Source organism: Paenibacillus sp. 2TAB19 (genome assembly GCF_052115185.1).
Lineage (GTDB): Bacteria > Bacillota > Bacilli > Paenibacillales > Paenibacillaceae > Pristimantibacillus.
The window spans coordinates 14,657-33,123 of sequence record NZ_JBFRGE010000075.1 but is presented as its reverse complement, the minus strand read 5'-3'; the positions used below and the strand labels follow the sequence as shown (position 1 = coordinate 33,123).

At 45.0% G+C, this 18,467-nt stretch carries 8 protein-coding genes; 5 read left to right on the top strand and 3 right to left on the bottom strand.

Translation table 11 applies throughout. The features are described from left to right. The first annotated feature begins 342 nt into the window (after positions 1-342). The 3 genes from AB4Z33_RS24860 to AB4Z33_RS24850 all read left to right on the top strand — a co-directional run bounded on the left by AB4Z33_RS24860 (position 343) and on the right by AB4Z33_RS24850 (position 10,793). A complete protein-coding gene (locus tag AB4Z33_RS24860; RefSeq protein WP_442052471.1) occupies positions 343-4,902 on the top strand; it encodes a glycoside hydrolase family 3 C-terminal domain-containing protein in 4,560 nt (1,519 codons plus the stop codon). 365 nt (positions 4,903-5,267) lie between these two features. Continuing rightward, on the top strand, positions 5,268-9,665 hold the full coding sequence (locus AB4Z33_RS24855; protein ID WP_442052470.1) for a glycoside hydrolase family 3 C-terminal domain-containing protein: 4,398 nt from the start codon (positions 5,268-5,270) through the stop codon (positions 9,663-9,665). A 78-nt stretch (positions 9,666-9,743) separates the two neighbouring features. Continuing rightward, positions 9,744-10,793, top strand: a complete 1,050-nt coding sequence (locus AB4Z33_RS24850) for an S-layer homology domain-containing protein (protein ID WP_442052469.1) — start codon at positions 9,744-9,746, stop codon at positions 10,791-10,793. Positions 10,794-11,255: 462 nt separating this feature from the next. Here the strand turns inward: AB4Z33_RS24850 and AB4Z33_RS24845 are convergent, their stop codons facing one another. The 3 genes from AB4Z33_RS24845 to AB4Z33_RS24835 form a co-directional block, all read right to left on the bottom strand. After that, positions 11,256-12,080 carry a carbohydrate ABC transporter permease gene (locus AB4Z33_RS24845; protein ID WP_442052468.1) on the bottom strand — a complete coding sequence of 275 codons (825 nt, stop codon included), beginning with the start codon at positions 12,078-12,080 and terminating at the stop codon, positions 11,256-11,258. A 13-nt stretch (positions 12,081-12,093) separates the two neighbouring features. Continuing rightward, positions 12,094-12,984 carry a carbohydrate ABC transporter permease gene (locus AB4Z33_RS24840; protein WP_442052467.1) on the bottom strand — a complete coding sequence of 297 codons (891 nt, stop codon included), beginning with the start codon at positions 12,982-12,984 and terminating at the stop codon, positions 12,094-12,096. Positions 12,985-13,056: 72 nt separating this feature from the next. Continuing rightward, entirely contained in the window at positions 13,057-14,397 is a 1,341-nt protein-coding gene (locus tag AB4Z33_RS24835) for an ABC transporter substrate-binding protein (RefSeq protein WP_442052466.1), read from the bottom strand. A 204-nt stretch (positions 14,398-14,601) separates the two neighbouring features. Between AB4Z33_RS24835 and AB4Z33_RS24830 the strand changes: the two genes are divergently transcribed. Then, positions 14,602-16,407 (top strand): sensor histidine kinase, encoded by a 1,806-nt coding sequence (locus tag AB4Z33_RS24830; RefSeq protein WP_442052465.1) that lies wholly within the window; start codon positions 14,602-14,604, stop codon positions 16,405-16,407. Positions 16,408-16,412: 5 nt separating this feature from the next. Next, on the top strand, positions 16,413-18,011 hold the full coding sequence (locus AB4Z33_RS24825) for a response regulator (protein ID WP_442052464.1): 1,599 nt from the start codon (positions 16,413-16,415) through the stop codon (positions 18,009-18,011). Positions 18,012-18,467: the final 456 nt, after the last annotated feature.

The following is an 18,467-nucleotide window of genomic DNA, read 5'->3' as shown; positions in this document are numbered from 1 at the left end:
ATATTACAGTTTGATTACAAGTAAATAAATGAGACAGTATACATAATCCGCTGATGCGGGAAAATAAAGTGCATTAATTGAAAATATAGTTTTATAACGAAGAATAAAGTTCTTTAATCTATATACGAGATATTCAACGAGGAAATTACGGAAGGCGTTACTGCAGGCGCTGTAAAGAGTAACTCGATAAGAAAGGCGATCGCATTGCGTCCGCTTTTTTTATGCTCAGAAATTGCAAGGTTTCGATATTTTTACACCTTATATATCGTTTCTCTACTGTCTCAGAAGAAAGGTAGTGCTAAGATGGAACCGTTATCACAACAAGAAAGGGGTAAGTAATCAATGAGGTTTATAAGCACCGCTCGATCATTCAGGAAAACGCTTTCTCTACTCATGTCTCTAGCTATTGTCTTGGGCAGTTTTGGAGGTGGAACGGCATCTGCGGAAGAAGCAACGTCCTATGTTCCAGAACGGGGAGTAGACGGACGTCCCATTTTCAATGGTAAGCCTGAGCATTTAACAGCTTTTGTAAACTACGTCATGGACAACGATATGAGCGAAGAGGACTTGATGTATTTCTCAAACGGCAGACAAACTGAAAAGGATAATGAAGGAAATGTTATCCAAACGAGGACGATTAAGGCGGGGTATTCCTTGCCGGTTTATTTAGACGGACTAGACCATGTTCAAGGCGTGTATACGGATTTTCCGTCATTTATTGCCCTAGGGAACTCTTGGAACAAAGATTTGATGAATCAAGTAGGAACCGTAATCGGGAATGAAAAACGCGGAAGCGTTGCCGTTGAGGATAGTGCAAGAGCCTTAATGTGGTCGGCCATCGGCGATATTCGAAACAATCCATTGAGCGGCCGTTACGATGAAGGCTTCTCTGAGGATCCGCTGCTGGCGAGTACTATGGCGACCTCAATGGGCTCCGGAATTACAGGAGTAAACATGAAAGATACATCAGCAGATAATGATTTTTATCTAAAAAYGGGCATTCAGAGCAAACATTACGCGGTATATAATGCTCAGTGGTTCCGACGAAACGCTAGCAATAACGTTAGCGCTCGCGCGCTGCACGAATATCAGTTGCCGACATTCCTTAGCCAAATCGAAAACGGATCTGTCGCAGGCTTTATGACTTCTTACGGCAGAACGAACGGCATTCCTAATTCGATTTCTCCGAACATTAAAATCGCAAGAGACGTGTCGCCTTTCAGCGTGTCGTTGATTACCGATTTCAATGCAATCGTCGAGATGGTTACCGCAATGGGGAACGGTAAGGATGCGACATACGTTCCCGATAATGCTCATTCCTCCGCCCTCTTAGCAAACATTGCTTCTACTTGGGGGAACTCTAATTTCAACGGTACTCCTGGAAATCCAACGAAAGCGCAATCCGTCGATGGGATGAAAAGAGGGCTTTTCGGCATTGACAAAGCTGTGTTAAAGGAAGCGGTACGTCCCATTCTTGAGTTGTACGTGCGTTTAGGGTACTTTAATGAACGCGACGAAAATGGTCTTCCAGTGGACTATCCTTTTAATGACCTTATTCAAAGTCCTACTGATGCCAATGACCCGCAAAACCAAGGCGTTGCGTTGCAGGCTGCAAGAGAAAGTATCGTACTATTGAAAAATAATGGCAGCACTCTTCCCTTAGATAAGAGCAAAACGGTAGCGATAATCGGTCAATTCGCAAATTATCGTAACAAGACTTTGTACGCTGTCGGTACGATACCTACCCTCCCAGATTCGAATTTGACGATTGCCGACGCGATGAAAGCCACGATAGGTGAAGATCTAGTCGAAGTTCGTTCCGGTGGTAAATTGGTTGCTTGGCAATCGAATGCAACAGGTAAATTCCTTACCGCTGACCTCAGCACATCGAACGGTATCTTGAAAGCTGGCGCCGATCCCGCCACGGTTACCGATGCAACCTATACTTATAGCGTAGGAGACGACAAATTTATTTCGAAAAACGAAGTATTCGAAGTATACGATTGGGGTCAGGATGCTTACAGCTTTACGGCTTTGGCGAACGATAAATATGTAATTAGAAACCCTCAGAATGCCACTATAGAGTTGAACGGCAGCAGACCGACAACCTTGCTTCCGTTCAATCCCAATGTGAACGCGGTCTTCTCCTACGAGAACGTTGGCGAAGCAAAAAGTATTCGCCAAGGCGGCTTCAAGGGTTCCTTCTCAGGTGGTTTTGAATCATCCTTCTTGAAAGATGGCAATTACTTGGCAGTCACGGGGGATAACGTCACGGCGAACACGAACGTGGCTGCTTTTAATGCTTTGGTTGATAAAGCTCCGGTAACTTTAAATGAAGTCGTTGTTAAAGAACCTGGTGCCGATTCGGAGGAATTAGCGCTTTCAAACGACTATGCAGTCATCGTAGTAGGTGCCCCCGCTCAAATTAATGTCAGTGAGGGCGTGGACCGTGCTCGATTGGATATGGGCGAAGAACAAGTAGCATTGGCTAAAAAATCCGCTGCCGCCTTTAAAGCGCAAGGGAAAAAGACGATCGTGGTAATCAGCTCTAGCTACCCGGTAGCGATGGATGAAATTCATAACGACGCGAATATCGACTCCATTTTGTTTGCGCCTTATGGAGGACAGTACGACGGCAAGGCGTTGGCGGATGTGCTGTACGGGGATGCAGGGCCTACGGGACGTCTTCAGAGCACATGGTACAAAGATATCTCTTCGTTCCCGAAAATCAGCAATTATAGCTTGCCAGAGGGTGATCCGAATTTCGCAACGCTAGATGCTGTAGATCCACGCTTTACAGTAGATATGACAAATGCTGACCCGGCGGAAGCAAAGCTTACGTACCAATATACGGACGCAGCGATTACGTATCCCTTTGGTTATGGTCTCAGCTACACGACGTTTGTGTATAGCAACCTGCAAGCACCTACTCGTGTGAACGCAGACGGTACATTCGAAGTGAAGGTTGATGTAACAAACACGGGAGCGGTCGATTCGTCGGAAGTTGTCCAACTCTACGTTACAAACGATACTTCCGAGTATGGCGCGAATGTGCCGAAAAAGCAGCTTGCTGCCTTCGTAAAAGAATATATTCCTGCGAACGAAACGAAAACGGTCGAGCTAACGGTGGATCCGAAAAATTTTGCGATTTGGGACGTCAATAGACAGGAGCATATTGTCGAAAACGGAACCTATACTTTAAAAATCGGAAAATCGTCGGAAGACATTCTTTTGACCCAATCCTTAACGATTGCTGGAACGACGTTAGGCGCACTAAACGGAACTGAACCAGCCAATGTTTGGGATCATGCATTCACTAGCAACAATGTCGTTTATCGCGAAGTATCGAAGGAAAGAACCGCAACTTACTCTGGGGGCTATTATGCCGTCATGTCTACCGGTTCCGACTCCTGGGTGGGAATTCCGAAGGTGGACATGAAAAACGTGACAGGCATCAAGCTAAGAGCGGCTTCGGATAACCCGACTTCGACGATTGAGGTAAGGACTGGTTCCCCTTCCGGCGAAAAGATCGCGACGATTACATTCGAAGATACGGGAGAAACCACTTATAAAGTACCAAGTGTTGATAATAGCGGAGCGACGCTTCACGAAATCGATTATGAAGAGGTCTCTGGTTCGCTCACTAAGTCATTGACAGGCTCGACGGATCTGTATTTGCTTTTCGACAAACAGGATATTCGGGTAGATTCTATTCAATTCGTCAAGAAACACTCGAACGACGGTAGCAGCGGTGGTGGAATAGAGAGTGGACAGACACCGTCTGAAACACCAGATGAAAACGGCGTACTGTCGGTAACGCAGGCGATGCTGAAGAAGGAAATAAACAAAGCGACGATCTCAGTGTCAACAGATGTTAAAAAAGTCGAATTAGCTTCCGATTTAATTGGGGAGTTAGGCCAAGATGCGTTGGAAGTCAACTCCGACAACATGACATTGACGTTGCCGGCATCGGTCTTGAAAGTATTAACTGCTCTTGTTAGTGCTGAGCAGTTTGGGGCTAGTAAGGTAACCATTACATTCTCGCCATTGAATTCCGAAGAGAAGAAGTCCTTATTGAATAGAATTCAAGCGAAGATGAATGCGGGCATCACATTGGCGAGCGAAATATATCATTTCGAACTATCGATTCAAACTGCCGATGGCAACGTAATCCCTTTGTCTCAGTTTGACGAACCGCTTACGTTAAGTTTGAAGTTGACCGGTGACGTAGAAGAAAGGGTAACAGGAATTTTCCATATCGAGGACGATGGTACTATAACTTATATCGGGGGAGATGTGCAAGATGGGAATATGGTTGTTGCGGACATCAACCACTTCAGCCAATTCGCCGTTTTGGAAGTAAACAAAACATTTGATGATGTTACGAGCAGCCACTGGGCTCATGACGTAATTTGGGAGCTAGCGGCAAAGCAAGTCGTGAAGGGTGTGAGCAGCAACACATTCGAGCCGAATAGACCGATTACGCGAGCCGAGTTTACTAAGTTGCTTGTAGAGGCGCTGCAATTATCGGAAGTGGGCGAGCATCCATTTGAAGACGTGCCAAGTAATGCATGGTACTCGGAAGTTGTGGCTATTGCTTACCAAACGGGGATTGTTAAAGGCAAAAGTAATACCACATTCGATCCGCAAGGAACGATCAAGCGGGAAGAAATGGCCGTTATGTTGGCAAAGGCTTACGAGACAATGAATGGCCAGATCAGAACAGCGGAGGTAGAATCTTACATTGATGCAGCAGTCATTTCAGAATGGGCCAAGCCTTATGTAGTTAATGCTACGAAATTGGGCCTTGTAAACGGCAGAAATGGTGGTTTATTCGCACCTTTGGCCGACTTGACCCGCGCAGAAGCAGCGAAGGCTGTCTTCAATATGTTGGAGCTTTAATCTCTCTTTAAACGACCGTTTTTCGGGAATAGCCGAAAAACGGTCGTTTTACGATATTAACCTTAATGTTTTGATTACATAATGATTGGGGTCGCAATTTGAAATTCAGTAACGGTTAAGTTTTTGGAATTATCGGTAAGTTTTTCTGTTTTGCACTAAATTAATTACCTATATTTGATAATTGTATACCTTATTGTCTGTTTCTCTACTGACCAAGTAAGGGTTTATAAGTGATAATCCAAATTGTAAAGCGCTTACATAAAAAAGGTTAATGGGGTGAAGGCTTATAAGGGAATTGTTTTTCAGGACGGCGAAGTGATTTGTTCCAAAGTAGTCCTAACCAAAAAAAGAGAGGATGATCATGTATGGGTATAACAAAAGAAAAAAGATCCATGAAGATGTACTTAAAAAAAATATTACCGAGTCTGCTTGCCTGTTCTGTAATCGCAACTTCATTCCTATTTTCTCCCCCAGTCAAAGCAGCGGATGAACCCATTCTGTTTAAGACGGCACCTGTAGGCGATCCGTACGAGGGATTGCCACTGTTTGACGGAAACCCGGATCATTTCGAGCAGTATCTTGATGTATATATGGACTATGTCGGTTTAGATGGAATGCTTAAGTATGCCTTGGATGGTCGTGGCGACTATCTTCTCCGCGAGAGTGCAACATTCAGTTCAACTTATGAAGACAGTTCCAAAAGGGGACAGACGGTAAGCTGGGACAATCCGAATGCCGGAAAGAGAATTCCTGGTTCTTCGAACTTTACAGATGCGGTACAGGGGGTTTCTACAGATCTCCCTTCTGTTATTGGCATGGGACAGTCTTGGAACAAGGATCTAATTTACCAGATGGGTACTGTAATGGGGAATGAAAAGTTAAATACAACTCAGTTTAACACGACAAATGGTTCGGATGAATACTTGAGCGCTGTTAATGTTATGATCTCAGCGGCGATCACGGATATTCGAACGAACCCGCTGAGCGGACGAATCGACGAAAGTTTCGCAGAGGATCCATACTTTGCCTCTGTGATGTCCACACTTAACGCACAGGGGATCAGCGGGAACACGTTGCCTGAAAGCGATAATRGATTCTGGCAAAAGGCCTTTGTTGATACCAAGCACTTTACGAACTACGCTGCTCAGTGGCTGCGCCGTGAGGGGTCTACTTATACCAGCGTTCGTGGAATTATGGAGTATCAGGCGCGTAGTGCTTTCAAGGGCTTTTCAGAAGGTGCCTTCAATGCTTTTATGGGTTCCTTTGGAYGTACCAATGGGGTGCCAAACGTTGTTTCACCATTGATCAATTACGTTAAGGAACTTTCTCCAACCCGTGTTTATACTTTGAATGATAACACTGCGGAGAGACGAATGGCGTTGGCCGGTGACTTTGGCAACGGGTATGAAAGACAGTACGTTCCGTATCGCGTTGACCAAATTATTTGGCAGATTTTGGCAGATTCTTCCGGAAGCTTTAACATCACTGTGGCTTATCCGAATATTCATGACTACCATATTGCACTGATTGATGCTATTCAGAGTGGAAAGTACGGTATAATTGCTGACGACTTTGTAGAAATTGCAAAAGATCAAATTTCTGTACTTGTTCGAAATGGTGTTTTGAACGAGAGGGATGAGAATAATCTGCCAAAAAACTATCCATTTGCAGATAAAATCTGGCAAAACAACGGGGATGTCTCGGTTGGATCAGGCTACAATTCCAATGTGCCGGCACACCAAGAAATTGCCCTTCAAGCGGCTCAGGAGAGCGTAGTGCTCCTAAAGAATGACAATAACCTCCTGCCGCTTTCCAAGTCTTCAGATGTAATTGTCACTGGAGGTCTTGCAGATACTCGTTATAGAACGACTTACGCGCTAAGGACGCCACCGATCGGCACGAACATGGGCTTGTCCCCACTTGGCGGTATAAAGGCGGTAAGTGGAAAAGATGTGGTGCCGTATACTTCAGGCGGAAAGAAAATTGCGATTCAAGCAAGTAACGGCAAGTATCTGTCTGCAGCTGCCAACAATGCAGTGACTGCAACAAGCGATACTCTAGGGTCGAGCCAAACCGCGGTTTTCGAAGTCTATCCTTTTGGACAAGCGGATAGCGCCAGCTTACGTGTCATGGACAATGCGATCACAGCACAAAACGGTAGATGGCTGCAGATCGGTCCTTCCTTAACCACAGCTGCGGCGGGCAACTTCGAAGTTTCGGGGATGACCTCCGGCTTTGCATCGGCACCTGGACCTGTCGGTGTAGTCCGTAGAGAATATCAGCCTGACAACCGAGTACGGTATGTGGGTAATGCGTACAGTACATCCTTCTCATCTCTCTTCGAGACACAATACTACAATGCTGCAAGGTATATTAATCTTACAAATCCAGCTACGGGGGAAGTAGGTCAGACGGATGTTTTAGGTAGCGCTAGAGGGACGGAAGGTTCCTTTGTTGCGAGTGCGGACAGGTTCCGTACTAACACAACCCTCTTTAAGGAAGTGAAAATCGAGGATGCTGGCGAAGCGGTAAGCCAAAATCATGACTATGCTGTTGTTGTCGTTGGGGCAGCTACGAGGCACAGCCAAGGCGAAGGTGCCGATAGAATCGACATGGATCTTGGCAGAGAGCAATATGAGCTTGTTGCTAATGTCGCCGCTAAGTATCCGGGTAAGACAGTCGTTGTATTAAAGACAAGTTCGCCGGTTCTCATGAAAGAGATTCAAAATAACAATCAAGTTGCGGCAGTCTTATATCAGCCGTATGCCGGACAATACGACGGCTATGCTCTGGGCCAAGTGCTGTACGGAGRTTATGCCCCTACAGGCAGACTTACGACGACTTGGTATGACGACATGAGCGCTTTACCCTCCATTACGCAGAATTCAATCGGCGAAGGAGTTGAGAGAAATCTTGCTTCCACCGGCACTAAATTGTTGGCGCTTGAGGATATCGACCCGGCATTTAAGTATGAACTCAATAATTCCGACCCTGCCGATACCCATCTAACGTACATGTACACTGACGCCGAAGTAACCTATCCATTCGGTTATGGTTTAGGTTACAGCACGTTCGGATACAGCAATTTGAAAATTCCTAGTACAATACAAACAACAGATGGAAAGTTCGATGTTACGATGGATGTTACTAACACTGGCAGCGTAAACACTTCGGAGGTCGTACAGCTCTATGTAAGCGCAAACAACGCTCCCTACGGTTCTCACGTACCAAAAAAGCAACTCGTCTCGTTCGGTAAGATAGCCATAAATGCAGGAGAGACAGAGACGGTTACGTTGGAAGTTGATCCTATAGATTTTGCGATTTGGAATACGAATAAATCCAAGATGTCTGTCATCACCGGAGATTATACGTTCTCTGTTGGTCAATCATCTGAAGATATTAAATTCAATAAGGAAGCTTATTTAAACGGAGAAGATTTGGGCTCGCTGGATGTTGCAACAACACCTATCGACGTATTCGCCAATAGCTTTGCAACATCCAATCTGACTTACCGTGAAGGTTCCAGACAAGGAACTATGGACTCATTGAAGGCTGATAACGTTACAACGGGATTTTATTCGGTCATGTCAAAGGAAGAAGGCGCTTGGGCTGGCATTAAGAATGTGAACCTCGAAGGGGTAACGAAGCTTACTCTTTCGGTGGCTTCAAAAGATGCTGCAGGTAATATTGAGATTCATTTGGATTTGCCTAACGGCCCTTTACTTGCCGTTGCTGAAGTGCCAGTAACATCGCCAACTAATTATAATTTGGGAAGTTCTGATGTTGGTGTAACAGAATTAGGTTATGTTAATGTTGCCGCAAATTTTGAGAATAACGTAACTGGTACCCATGATGTATATTTGGTATTCAAAGATCCTGAATTACTGGTTTCTACGATTTCTGCCGACAGCACACCTCCTACAGGTGATAATGTTACCGGCATCTTGACGGGACAGGTGCAGGTGAATGCCGGAGCGTCACTGGATGTGAAATACGGATTAGAAAGCGTGGTTGGGCTGAGCGTTCTCGCTGAGGATATTACCGTAACTTATGATCCAACTAAGATGGACTTCATCTCTATTTATTCAATTGACGAGAGCAAATACCGGATTGTTGGTCAACAGCCAGATGCCGAAAATGGTAAGATTCGATTCTTGGCTGTCCGGTTTGGCGATGCTCAAACCAATCCAAACGGGAATATGGCTAATTTACAGTTTAAAACAAAGAAAAATGCAGAAGCAGGAATATCGAATATTTCCATTTCTAATGCGGTCATTGGTGATGAACAAGGCCAGGAAACCACAATTGAAGGTTCTACTTACAGCGTGCAGATTAACGTTATCGATCGAGGCGCACTGGAGAGCTTGATCTCTGAAGCAGAAGCACTTTACTCGAGCGCTGTAGAGGGTACACGGATCGGCCAATATCCGGCAGGGTCGAAGAGGTTGCTACGTACGGAAATCGATCAAGCATTGAGTGTCTTCAATGACGATAATGCAACCGGAGTGGATATTCAACAATCGGCTACGGCATTGAATGAGGCCATGCAAACCTTTAAAAACGCTGTCATCACCTCCGTAGGCGGAGACTCAAATGGTGACAATCAGCTTACTGTAGGCGATCTGGCCCTTGTTGCCAAAGCCTATGGCATGAAATCAACCGATGCTGGATGGAATCTCGTTAAGCAAAACGACTTCAACAACGACAGAAAAATTGATATTGAAGATATCGTATGGCTGGCACTCAAAATATTCAACTGGTAATTTAATGAAAATAAAGATTAGGGGGAAGACAGCCTGCTGTCTTCTTCTCGTTATCTCTGAAAGGATGGTACAATAGCCATGACATCACGAATTATACAGGTAATGCTTGTGATGATGATGTTGTTATTAGCTTTGCTTCCTGGTACTGCGTTTGCCGCAGACAAGCCGAGCTTTTCGATCTCTGTAAGTCTTTCTACTCCTAAAGTTGGTGATGAGTTCAGTGTTGTCGTTCATGGCAACGATTTGCAAGATTTGTTTGGATACGAAATGAATATGGCTTATTCTTCAGATATATTGCAGTTTATYAGTGCAACTAGTTCACTTGGGAACGGATTCGCGATAGACCCGATTGTCAAAGGAGGCATTGTTACGTATGCCTTTTCTAAAGTAGGTGCTACTACGGCGGGTATCAACGGATCCTCCGACGTAGCATCTCTGAAATTCAAAGTAATCAATATGGGCATATCGAATGTCAAATTGACCCGAGTCAAGACGGTGAGCAAGAGTCTGACAGCGAGTGAATTCAAAACTGATGTGAGAGTATCCGTTACAGGTACAGCTTCGACTGAAATTACGTTTACTGATGTACCTGATGAATATTGGGCGAAGCCGGACATTACTAGGGCCGCAGCTCTTGGTTTCGTGTACGGTTATCCGGACGGAACGTTTAAACCGCTTCGCAAGGTCACCCGCGCAGAATACGTTACTATGTTGGCTCGAGCTTTACATTTGTCAGATAATACAGCTACAGCTAATTCTGCTACTGCCTTTAAGGATGCTGATAAAATTGGCGCATGGGCGAAGGAATATGTGTCAAAAGCTGTAGATGAGGGATGGATAAAGGGATATGGAGATGGGACTTTCAGGCCGAACCTTCCGGTTACGCGCGAAGAAATGACGGTAATTGCTACACGTGCGCTGAAATTTAAAGCGGCAAAAACTGGAACACTTACTTTTGCCGATTCAGACAAAATACAGGCATGGGCTAAGCCATTCGTAATTGTGGCAGTTGAAGAGGGAATTGTAAAGGGACGAGCAAACAACAAGTTTGATCCCTCTGCATCAGCGAATCGAGCAGAGGCCGTTACGATGATCTTAAGGATCGTCGATCACGGGCAACAGGGGTAGAAAAATCAGGCAAGGACAGATTGCTAAAGCAATTATTCAGAGACTATAAACTGAGCACTGCCCGTTGTTAAGCAGTCTGATTTCATGAAGCGAATCAATAAATATATCTAACCACTGTGGGACGACAAGAATGTACAACAGAAGTCGCATATTAAGCGGCTTCTTTTATTTTGTATATAAACGAGGTAGTATTCCTATTATGAAATGCTCCAGCACAAGGTTTTCGCGAGCTTGGGCCGCCAAACGCATCTGAAAATAATGGTGAAGGACGTCATAATAGGAATGACCCCAGGATCACGTAGTTGAGATTTGAAACTGAAGAATATCAGAATTGTACTGTTAGGATGCAAAAAAACTAACCTGTATCCAATAAAAAAAGTAAGGATTAAACATACATGTCATTGTTTTAACACGAAAATAAACCATCATTCGAATTTGAATGATGGTTTATTCGTATTCGCATTATCCTTTGACAGCGCCGGCGGTTACCCCCTTCGTGATTTGTTCATTAAATATCGCGTAGATGATAATCGCCGGAATCGACGTCAGCACCATAACCGCAAACTGTGAGCCATAATCGGAAGAATACTGGCCGGTGAAGTTCATTACAGAGAACGGAAGTGTCTTAAGTGCATCCTTGCTCAAGAATGTCGAAGCCATAATAAATTCATTCCAGCAATTCAGGAATGTCGTGACAACAACCGTAACAAGCGCTRGTTTAAGCAATGGCGCGATGATCTGGAATACGATCCGGTAAATGCTGCACCCGTCCATGACAGCTGATTCTTCTAGCTCCTTCGGAATGCTTCTCAGGAAACCGCTAAGCATAAATGTTCCAAGCGGAACGGATACAGCTGTATAAGGAAGGATAAGGCCCAGATATGAATCGGTCAATCCAAGCTCCTTAAAGATCGCGAAGTTCGGCAGCAAGGTTGCATGAATAGGAATCATAATGCCTAAGAGCAAAATCGTGTAAAGCAGTGTACGCAACCTCCATTGCATGCGGATAAATGCATAGGACAATGTCAGCGATAAGCCTACCGTCAGCAGGATCGTCACGACGGAGATGAACAAGCTGTTAAAAAGATATTTTAAAAATTTCCCATCCACCCAGGCATTCACGTAGTTCTGCCACTGCGGCGAGCTAGGCCATTTCAGTATGCTATTGGAATAGAAGTCGGCACTCGAATTAAAGGAGAAATCGACAAGCCAGATGAGAGGGAATAACTGTCCTACGGCGACGATCAGGAAGAAAATCCAGATTGCCGTTTTTTTACGTGCTATCATGTGTGTCGCCCTCCTAGAAGTCTGTCGCATCGCTGCGAGTAAGACGGTTGCTCAGATAAGTTGCAAGCAGACATACGACTATAAATAAAATAGAAATCGCATTGGCATAACCGTATTGGCTTGCCGAGAATGCTTTGTTATACAGGTATACAGCAAGGAACTGCGTAGAGTCGCCAGGCCCTCCGTTCGTTGTAAGGAAGACGGTCTCCATCTGTTTCAATGCGGTAATAATGGCAAGCGTGAATTGTACGGCAATAACTGGTTTCAAGAGAGGAACCGTAATTTTTAGATGCATCTTGAAGCCGGAAGCGCCGTCGAGCTGTGCAGCTTCGTACAGATCCTCGGAAATCCCTTTAACGCCTGCATAGTAGAACAATAGACCCCAGCCAAAGCCTGCCCAGATCAGAATGAACAGCATGGAGCCAAGAGCAGTGCTACTCTCGCCAAGCCAAGCATGCTTCAGGGCATCGAGGCCTACAAGATCCAACAACTTGTTCAACATGCCGAAGGTAGGATCAAGCAGGGAGAGCCACATTTTTGAAATAACGACAACCGAGATGACGCAAGGGATAAAGAAAATTGTGCGGAAAATCTTCTCTGCCTTGCCTCCAAGCCGGTCGAGCAGAATCGCGAAGAAAATACAAATAGGATGCTGCAACACGATAAAGCCAATCCCAAGAAGAAGGGCGTTGCGAAGAGCCAGCCAGAACTTCTCGTCATGAAAGAGCAGGTTTGTATAGTTGTCGAAGCCGACCATCTTTACGCTCGTGCCCGGAGCAAGCGTATCGGTGAAGGAATAGTAGCCGCTGACCAGTATCGGAGCCAGGAAGGTAAGCGCGAACAGCAGCATACCGGGTGCTACGAATAAAAAAATCGCTATTTTGTTTTTAAACACTCGATGCATGATAATCTCTCCATCCTTTAGAAAGGGATAAAGACAGGAGCAACCTGTCCTTATCCGATTCCTGTTATGCGATTATTKGGTGTCCACCGCTGTTTGGAGCTCGTTAAGCAGTTCCTCTGGTGTCTGTTTGCTGGAGAAGAACTTGCCAAAAGCGTTCTGGGAATCATCCTTAAACTTCGGTGTACCGTAGTCGATGGCAGAAGCGCCGGATGTTGATGCTGCATTGACCAGAATGTCAGTCAACTTCTTCTGAACATCACTTTCGGTGCCAGTCAATTCATATTTTTGAGCAGGCACGGCTGCGCCAGTATCCCAAGCTGTCTTCGCCCATTGATTTGCACTCATTAGGTAGTCGAAGAACTTCTTTGCTTCCTCTGGGTGTTTCGAGCTACTAACGAGCGCATAGCCGCCGCCGTTCCAAGCAAGCAGATCATCCACTGTGCCTTTACCGTCTTCGGCAATAGGGAACTTCAAAACGTCAAGATTTTGACGGAACTCCTCAGGCAGAGTCTCGTTAGTCGCCATTCCAGCTTCCCATGATCCCATGTACCACATAGCCGCTTTGCCTTGCGAGAACAAGTTTTGGGATGCACCGTAGTCAGCCGTCATAAAGGAATCCTGGAACATTTTATTGTCGCGAACATCAGCGAGATATTGAGCTGCTTTTAGGAAGCTCTCGTCATCTGCAAACTTAATTTTCTTGTCGATGGCATCGAGAATCAAATTTTGATTGCCGCTGTAGCGCAGCACGAGGTTCTGATACATCTCGCCAAAGCTCCATAGATCTTTACCGTTAATCGACATTGGAGCAATTCCCTTATCCCGGAACGCGTTGCTTGCATCAAGTAACTCGGTAAGTGTAGTTGGTACTTTCACACCGTTATCTTCAAACAGTTTCTTATTGTAATAAATGACTTCATAGTCACTGTTGCGTGGCAGGCCGTATAGCTTGTCGTTAAAAGTGAACGATTTGTATGCACCAGGCAAGAAGTTAAATTGCTCGCCTTCATACGCTTTCGGATCAAGTTCAGTAACATAACCGGCTTGCACGAGAGTATTAAGCTCGGCTCCGCCGTGAACCATGGTAATATCAATTGGTTCATTGGAGGACATGTACGCTTTAAGTTTGTTTTTGAAAGGCTCTTCCGCAAGCGTCTCTACATCGATTTTGACGTTGGGATTCTCTTTCATGTAGCCATCAATAACCATTTGTTCAGCAAGTCCTTGTCCGGATTTGCGGTCCGGCAGGTTGGAGAAGAAGCGAAGGCTTACTTTGCTCTCAACGCTTCCGTTTCCGCTGCTGGTGTCCGTTGTGTTCGAATTGTTGTTGCTGCCACATGCGGCAAGTGAACCAACGGATGCTATTGCTAGCGTTAGTATGGACGCGCGCGCCCACTTGGAGTATCTCTTCATAGTTAATCCCCCTGATTTGAAATTTAGGAACTGAGCAATCTGTATTGCCTTGGAGTGATCATACCAACTGGAATAATGGATGGTCAGTAGAGAAAAAAAGACAAAGGTAGACGTTTGTCGAAAACTAGGTCAAAGTCATTGTGATTGCTACAAATGAAGATTAAAATTAAAAAAAAAAAGCAAAGTAAAGGCTTGTGATCGCTCATGCTGCGCGCTTATTTCAACTTAAACTTAAAGTTTAAAGTTATCATTCTGTTCGCACTACTTATGACAGTTTTTTCTGCTCTACTGGGGTATTATGCAATCCAAACGTCTAAAACGCAAATTGTAAACAAGGTCAGCTCGACCAATATTGGAGTTGTCAGGGTCGTGGAGAATAATATGGAGTCGATGCAAAAAGCAATTTCGAATTGGGTGACTGTATTTGCTATGGATCCTTATATTCAGTCGACGCTCCAGATGGAGGTACGTCCATCAGAAGGTACACTAGATCCTAGACTTTATAATGGATCAACTACTACATTAATGAATCAAATGCTGCTAACAGGCAACTTCGACTATGTAGCCTTATATGGCAAGGATGGGCTGCCTCTGTTCCAAGTTGCAACCGATGACAGCAGCGGTTCAGGAACCATTCAGGAGATTAAAGTTAACCAGATTTACAAGCAGACCTCCGACTTGCGCGGAGCACCTCTCTGGTTTCCGTTGTCTACGGATAACGTGTTTATTCAAAACAATCGGAAGGAAAAGATCGGAATGACCCGGATTGTCCGGAATATAAATAACGGTTATACAATCGGGTTTATTTTTGTAGGCGTGAATCAGGAAACGATCAAAGCACAGTACCTGGCTAACCTGTACGATAAGGATCATGGGATTGTCATTTTGGATTCAACTAGCACTCCTCTTCTCGAGGCCGGGAAATCCTTTTACAAAGGTGATCAATCTGAGCTCGAAGCCATTCGTGCGGTCATACCCACATCGGGTTCAAAGGTTGTTAAGCTGGACGGGGAGAGCCTTCTTCTGACTTACAGTAAGGGTGAGAACGGCTGGCAATATCTCTATGCTGTACCACTTCATACGCTCACGAAGGAGCTTAATTCTATCAAGCAGTTTGTAGTGTTGTTGATTGCGGGATGGCTGGTTATGAGCATTCCAATTATGCTGCTGCTTACCTCTTTCCTGACCGCTCCTATCAAAAACCTGCTTTTGTCGATGCGCCGTTTCCAGAATGGTCAATTTGATGAGAAAGTGGAAGTCAAATACGAGGACGAGATCGGCTATCTGACCCATGGGTACAACAATATGGTAGAGAACATTAAGACGCTGGTCGACGATGCTTATGTACTTAGACTCAGAGAGCAAGAAGCAGAGCTCAAAGCGCTGCAGGCGCAGATCAATCCGCATTTTTTGTACAACATGCTGGATACGATTTTTTGGGAAGCTGAATCCGCAGGACAGGAGAAGATCAGCGAGATGATTATTAATTTGTCACGTCTGTTTCGCTTAAGTCTCAACCGCGGCAAAAGCTTTACAAGCGTGGCAAAGGAGCAAGAGCTTCTTGAGCTGTATCTCTCTTTGCAGAAAATGCGTTTTCGCGATGTGCTCGAGTATGAGGTTGATATTTCTCCTGATCTTGGTGAGTATGTCATTTTAAAACTAATTATACAGCCGTTTGTTGAGAATGCCATCGTTCACGGCATTGAACGAAAGCGGGGAGGCGGCTTCGTTCGTGTGACGGGTACTCGGGAAGGTGAGCGTCTTAGGTTTATCATTGAAGACAACGGATTAGGGATGGGTGATAAGGAATTGGCCAGGTTGACTGAGCTGACAAATGAAAACGATGTAAACGTCACTCATGATACAAGTGGTTACGCCGTCCGCAATGTCCAAGAACKGCTGAAGCATTATTATAAGGACAATTTCGAGTTGATTTACGAAAGCAAACCTGGACTAGGCACGCGGGTACAACTTTTTATACCCACGGTTTTATCGATGGGGGAGGAGTGAAGAACATGTATCGGCTGCTTATAGTAGATGATGAGGAGAGAGCTCGTACTGGCATAAAAATGCTTATTGATTGGACTGCTCACCAGATCGAGATAATTGGGGAGGCACGGGATGGTGCAGAGGCGCTTGAGATTATGGAGGGCATGGACGTCGATATACTGTTGACGGATATCAGAATGCCGATAATGGACGGATTGGAACTGATTCAGCATGTTTCCAAGTCATATCCTACTGTGAAATGCATCATTATGAGCGGACACGACGAGTTTGCATACGCCCAGAAAGCGATGGCTTCCGGTGTTGCTCATTATCTGCTTAAGCCAAGTCGTCGACACGAGATTCTTAATCTGGTCATCAAGCTGACGGAAGAGATTGCAAAAGAAAGGCACGAGAATAAGAAGCTGGAAGGAATTCGCAGTGGCTTTCGGGAAAGCTTCCCCTTCCTAAAGGAGTACGCACTCAACCGATTAGCACTGACTAAGAATCCACCTTACGAACGACTACTGAGCAATTTGAAGCTAAGCGACATCTCCTTTCCGTTACCGTTTTTTGGAGCATTAATCTTACAGATCGATAATCTTCATCTCGTTCAACAGAGGTACGGCAATTTAGATATCGAGCTCTTCAAGTATGGACTCAAAAATATCGCCGAGGAAACATTCACTACCTTATGCCGTTGCGCTGCCTTCGAACATAACGATGACGTGGTACTGCTCTTGAACGCAGAGGAATGGCTGGATACGAAGATGCTCCTTCCATATGCGGAAGCCATTCAGCAAAATGYGGAAGGTTATTTGAAATTTACGGTCTCGGTAGGTATTGGCAGCTTCGACCKGGATATCCGACATTTCCGCTCTTCATGTCTCGAAGCGGAGAAAGCATTAAATGCCAAATTTTATGAGGGAAACGCAAAAATTATCGATTACCTGGATGCCGCAGAGGAAGAGGATTTTACTCATACATCCTACCCGTTGGAGAGTGAGAAGGCTGTACTTCAGGCTGTTGTTAAAGGGGAGGAGGTCGCAATCCGCAGCAGTCTACAGGATTTTCTGACCTCCTTGCATCCGGAGAGTTCATCGAAGGAAAATGTCATTAATTCGATCTATGCGCTTTACTTCGCTCTCTATCGGGAATGCATTGCACGTAATGTTAATGTAATGGAGGTGTTTGGTAACGGTCTGGATGAAATTACCCGCATGATGGCCCGTTCAGGGCTCGAGCATATCATGGCGACGCTGACGGATACGGCACTAAAGACAGCTGGACAGCTGACCGCACGCAAAAATGGCAATAAGCTGTTTGAATCGATATTAGTCTATGTTCATGAACATTTCCGCCTCGATATCAGCCGGGAGTCTGTTGCCCGTGAGGTATATGTTACGCCGGGTTATATCAGTTATTTGTTCAAGCAGCAGTTACAGACAAGCTTCATTGAATATCTTCATCGCATTCGCATCGAGTATGCATCCCGTCTACTTAAGGATCCAAGCCTCCGGATATCGGATATCGCACACGACTCCGGGTATCAGGATGAGAAGTACTTTTTCCAGGTATTTAAGAAACATGCTGGTATGACACCAAACCAATACCGCAATAACTTATAACACTATCAACAGAGGAGAGATAATTGAGTAAGCAGTAATATGGAGTGGCCTACTACGACGAGTATCGTACGAGAGAGATACAATCAGGAGAGACGTATAGTCTTGAACGGTAGGGTGTAACAATTATTGAGGAGGAGTAAGAGATAAAGACAATAATGTAATGTTTAACAATTGTCGTAATTTGGGCAGCAGTAATTGTGGACCGGTAGGAATCCCGCTCACATTCGTGCTGCCAAACGGCGAATGGTTTGAGCAGCCTGCTGGAGGGCTACTCGAAACGGCGGCTAAGGTGTAGGAATAGTAGTGATTAGATTTAGTAGTCTATTTAACTTGAGTTTGAACCCGAGATACAAAAAATGCTTAATTTTGCTCATGCAAAGTTAAGCGTTTTTTAGCTTTTCTTCCTTGTAAAGGTGATGATCAGGCTCCCACTTCAATAAATAACATATTAAACAA